This window comes from Asticcacaulis sp. (genome assembly GCF_027484505.1).
Lineage (GTDB): Bacteria > Pseudomonadota > Alphaproteobacteria > Caulobacterales > Caulobacteraceae > Asticcacaulis.
This window is the reverse complement of record NZ_JAIXSV010000338.1, coordinates 1-4,011: the sequence shown is the minus strand read 5'-3', so window position 1 is coordinate 4,011 and position 4,011 is coordinate 1. Positions and strand designations below refer to the sequence as shown.

4 protein-coding genes are annotated in these 4,011 nt (G+C 60.6%); 1 reads left to right on the top strand and 3 read right to left on the bottom strand.

All coding sequences use genetic code 11. The annotated features are described in order from the left end of the window. Positions 1–191 precede the first annotated feature (191 nt). A complete protein-coding gene (locus tag Q0072_RS19875) occupies positions 192–587 on the top strand; it encodes a hypothetical protein (protein ID WP_298333422.1) in 396 nt (131 codons plus the stop codon). 31 nt (positions 588–618) lie between these two features. Here the strand turns inward: Q0072_RS19875 and Q0072_RS19870 are convergent, their stop codons facing one another. From Q0072_RS19870 to Q0072_RS19860, 3 genes are all read right to left on the bottom strand, one after another. Continuing rightward, positions 619–2,991 (bottom strand): MMPL family transporter, encoded by a 2,373-nt coding sequence (locus Q0072_RS19870; protein ID WP_298333420.1) that lies wholly within the window; start codon positions 2,989–2,991, stop codon positions 619–621. Continuing rightward, positions 2,988–3,695 (bottom strand): YCF48-related protein, encoded by a 708-nt coding sequence (locus Q0072_RS19865; RefSeq protein ID WP_298333418.1) that lies wholly within the window; start codon positions 3,693–3,695, stop codon positions 2,988–2,990. The genes Q0072_RS19870 and Q0072_RS19865 overlap by 4 nt, the downstream gene beginning before the upstream one ends. 177 nt (positions 3,696–3,872) lie before the next feature. Beyond that, positions 3,873–4,011, bottom strand: a 139-nt coding sequence (locus Q0072_RS19860; RefSeq protein WP_298333424.1) for an integrase core domain-containing protein, incomplete at its 5' end; no start/stop codon positions are given.

Sequence of the window (4,011 nt, the reverse complement as noted above, 5' to 3'; positions counted from 1 at the left end):
GAGCGAAGACTTATGCCCTCGACGCCTTGCGGCATGATCAGACATAGGATCGCCCTGCTACTGTCGCCGCCGCCCTCTCGCCCGTCCATGCCACGCGCTGCGTAGTCATTAGACCAAAGTGCTCAACTCATTAGAGCGCATTTCCGCTGAACGGAAACACGCTCTAACGGAGACGATCGGGGGAGCAGGTCATGTGGCTGCCCCTTAACCTTGGGTTCGTTGGTTTCCAGCTTATGGTTTCAGAGGGGGGCACACTGGAGGTCATTATGGAGGCGACATATTTGCTGGCGATCCCCCGCCGCCTCTTCACCTCCCGCCGGGTCAACAGGCTGATGTCGGAAGGCAGGCTGCCCCCGTTAAAACCGGCCTCGATCGGCTTGGCGAAAACGGGGGACAGGCCCGGCAGGGACACCGTAGAATCGCGCATGGCGGGTGTGGTTCCACTGATCGGACGGTTTCGGCGTCGGCACCAGCACTTTACATCCAATCAATGGCTTAGCGCCACACCCGCCAGCTTGGTGAATTTTTCGGACCAGCCCAAATGCGACAGATTATCAGAAATATTTCATCAGACCGAATACTGGTAATAAACGGGGCCGCCGTAACCTGTATGCTATTTTAGCTACTTGGCCTTAAGGAAACTGGCCGTAACAGAAAATGTGCCAGCGCCGGCAGCAGCACCAGCGCCCCCACCATGTTGCCAACGAACATAAAGGCCAGCAAAATCCCCATATCCGCCTGGAACTTGATGGGCGACCAAGCCCAGACCGCCACGCCAACTGCCAACGTGACGCCGGTCAACATCACCATACGACCCGTGAACAGCAACGCCGCCTCGAAGGCATTGGGCAATGTCTCGCCCCTGCGCAGGTGGGCCAGCAATATGGACATGACATAGAGCGCGTAATCCACGCCAATGCCGACGCCCAGCGCGATCACTGGAAGGGTCGCCACCTTTACGCCTACCCCCAGCACCACCATCAACGCCTCGCACAACAGCGAGATCAAAGCCAGCGGCAGCATTGTACACACAACCGCCCGCCAGGACCGGAACGTGACGAAGCAGAGGATCAGCACGGCCCCATAGACCCAGAGCAGCATTTCCCGGTTGGCATGTTGCACGACAATGTTGGTCGCCGCCTCAATCCCGGCGCTGCCACCGGCCAGCAGGAATTGGGCATCGGCACTGTCATTCTGTTTTGCGAATTCCTCTGCCACCTTCACCACGCTGGTCAGCGTGTCGGCCCGGTGATCCTGCAGATAGGCGGTCAGCGGCAGCACCGAACAAACGTCATTGAAGAGGCCGCGCGGGGAATTGGCGGTGATCGTGTTCAGCATGGCGCTGTTGGTCGGCAATTCATACCATTTCGGATTGCCTTCGTTATAGCCGCTCATCAACAGGCGCTGCTGTCCCGCGAGTGAGACCGTGTTTTCCACCACCGGCAGGCTGCGCAGCTTCCATTCCAGCGCATCGACCCGCATCAGCGTGTCATAGGTGGAACAGGCCCCCTCCGGGGTGCGGACCATGACGATGAAGGCGTCTGCGCTGGCCCCGTACTTCTGCTTGATATAGGCATCATCAAGATTGTAACGGGAATCCGCCCGCAATTCGGGGGCACCAGGGTCCAGGTCGCCAATCTTCAGATGCAGACTGACCATGAAGGCGCCCACCGCCAGCAAGCCGCAGAACACCACAGTCGCCAATGCACGCCGCGGTTCGGTCAACCGGCCCAACCAGTGCCAGACCGGATGGCTGCGCCCCCGTTCCGCCCGCAGGCTACGCTCTGCCGCCAGCGGGCTGACACCAATATAGCTCAACAGGATGGGCAGCAGGATCAGGTTGGTGAAGATCAGGATGGCCACGCCCAGGCTGGCGATCATGGCCAGTTCCTGGATAACGGGAATATCAATGATCAGCAGCACGCCAAAGCCGACCGCATCACAGAGCAGGGCCGTCAGCCCAGCCAGGAACAAGCGGCGGAAGGTGTAGCGCGCCGCCACCTCTTTCGGTGCCCCGCGCCCCACATCCTGCATGATGCCGTTCATCTTCTGGGCACCATGGCTCATACCAATGGCGAAAACCAGGAACGGTACCAGCACGGAATAGGGGTTCAGGTCAAAGCCCAGGGCCGGTAAGGCACCAAGTTGCCAGACCACCGCCACCAGCGAACAGATGACCACCAGACCGGTACTGCGCAGACAGCGCGTATGGGCATAGAGCACCCCTGCTGCCAGCACGATGGAGAGCAGGAAAAACAAGGCGATCTTCTGCAAGCCGGCGATCAGATCCCCAACCACCTTGGCAAAGCCGGATATCTGCATGGGCACGCCCTGTGCCTCATAGCGGGTGCGCATCTCCTCCAGCCTTGTGTTCAGCGCGCCATAATCGATCCGCCGTTTCAGTTCGGCATTGTCGGGCAAAAGGGGCACGGCGATCAGGGCCGATTTCTCATCAAAAGAGACGATCTTGCCGATTTCCCCCGACCGCCGGACATTGACACGAAGCTGCTGCAGATCCTCCGGTCGGCCCTGATAGTCATTGGGCACCAGGGGGCCGGCATCAAACCCCTCCTCCGTCACCCCCTGCCAGCGGGCATTGGGGGTCCACAGGCTTTTGAGGCCTACCCGGTCAACTTCGGGAAATGCCAACAGTTCGTTGGTCAGGCGTTGCAGCTTTTCCAGGAAAACCGCGTCATAGATATCCGCCCCTGGGGCCGTGACGGCGATGCGCAGTACATTGGGATTAGGCAGATCACTTTTCATCGTCAAGTAGTTGACGATGAAGGGATGATCGCTGGGGATCATCTTCTCGAAACTGCCATTGCTGTGCAACCGGGGCAGCTGGATGACGGCCAGGGCGGTGACAATGGCGCACAGCAAGAGGATCACGGCGCGGTAATTGAACAACAGCCGTTCGATCCGGCTGCCGGAGCGGGGGTCGAAAGGAAGCGCGCCATCTTCGGGATGCTGGGTGGCAGGAGATACGGTCATGGCGTCACACTTTCAATCGAGAAGCCGGCAACACGGACGGCACCCTGGCTACCGCTGACAACGAGGCCGCCATCCGCCGCCAGGACCAGAGCAGATGGGTTGCCCACCGGGGCCGTTCCCAGCCGTGACAGTTCCCCACCCGCCAGCCGATAAAGCCCCCCTGCCTGATCAGCCAGCAGGATCGATTGGTCAGGTAGGCGCAGGCTGGCGGTCAGGGAAACCGGGGTCGGCACGGCCAGGGGGGTGAAGCTGTGCGCCCCATCGGCGGAACGGAAACCATTGCCACGTAGTCCCGCCAGCACCATGCCATCCACCCCGAGCTGCAGGGTGAACATGCTGCCCTCGTAGGGAAGGTCCAAGGCCTGGAAATTCTCGCCATCATCAACGGAACGCAGCAGCAGCCCCTGTTCCCCGACAATGACCACCTGTTCTTCCCAAACTTTCACCGCATAGAGATGGCGGTCAATATTGCCCAGATGGGAAGACCAGGCTTCCCATTGCTGGCCATCGCTGCTGCGCAACAGCACGCCATAGGCACCGGCCAGCCAAAGCCGACCCTGGGCATCCATGGACAGGTCCAGCCAGGGGCTGTCCCGTTCATCCGCTGCCAACTGTTCAGCCTGTCGGCGGGCCAGCCGGGCGCGTTCATCATCCTGCCCGCGTTGCGTGGCTAGCTGTTCGGCGGCACGTTGATGGAGAAGCACCACATCCCGTCTGTCCAACACCCGCTGCCAGTTGCTGCCGCCATCGTCGCTGCGCAGCAACACACCATTGTGACCAGCAGCCCAGCCTTGGGCCGGACCGGTGAAGACGATGCTGGTTAGGGTCACGCTGACAGGCACGTGCGCCTGTTGTGAACTGGCCCCCGTTTGGCCGGACATTCAGGCGGTTTCTCGATAGGGCCTTATGAACTCGCGGGGCGAGCGCATTTTCAGGCCGGAATGCGGGTGGTTATTGTTGTAGTCATCGATCCATTCGCCGATCTGTCCAAGGACGGTTTCGGCATCCGGCAGTGGCGTG

Excerpts from the sequence above, each read along its gene's own strand:
- Q0072_RS19875 (WP_298333422.1), top strand. The coding sequence starts at position 192 with ATGTGGCTGCCCCTTAACCTTGGGTTCGTTGGTTTCCAGCTTATGGTT.
- Q0072_RS19870 (WP_298333420.1), bottom strand. The coding sequence starts at position 2,991 with ATGACCGTATCTCCTGCCACCCAGCATCCCGAAGATGGCGCGCTTCCT.